Source organism: Streptomyces sp. GbtcB7 (assembly GCF_019091445.1).
In the GTDB taxonomy this organism is placed as follows: Bacteria; Actinomycetota; Actinomycetes; order Streptomycetales; family Streptomycetaceae; genus Streptomyces; species Streptomyces mirabilis.
This window is the reverse complement of sequence record NZ_JAGXJM010000319.1, coordinates 1-266: the sequence shown is the minus strand read 5'-3', so window position 1 is coordinate 266 and position 266 is coordinate 1. Positions and strand designations below refer to the sequence as shown.

General features: G+C 65.0%; 1 pseudogene. It reads left to right on the top strand.

The window, feature by feature from the left end:
• Nucleotides 1-266, top strand: a pseudogene (locus tag KVT44_RS61395) (glucose-6-phosphate dehydrogenase); the annotation flags it as partial.

Below are 266 nucleotides of genomic sequence, written 5' to 3'. Positions count from 1 at the left end.
GACCAGGTCTTCCGCATCGACCACTACCTCGGCAAGGAGACCGTCCAGAACATCCTGGCGCTCCGCTTCGCCAACACGATGTTCGAGCCGATCTGGAACCGGTCCTTCGTCGACCACATCCAGATCACCATGGCGGAGGACATCGGTATCGGCGGCCGGGCCGGCTACTACGACGGCATCGGCGCCGCGCGGGACGTCATCCAGAACCACCTCCTGCAGCTGATGGCCCTGACCGCCATGGAGGAGCCCTCCTCCTTCGACGCGGA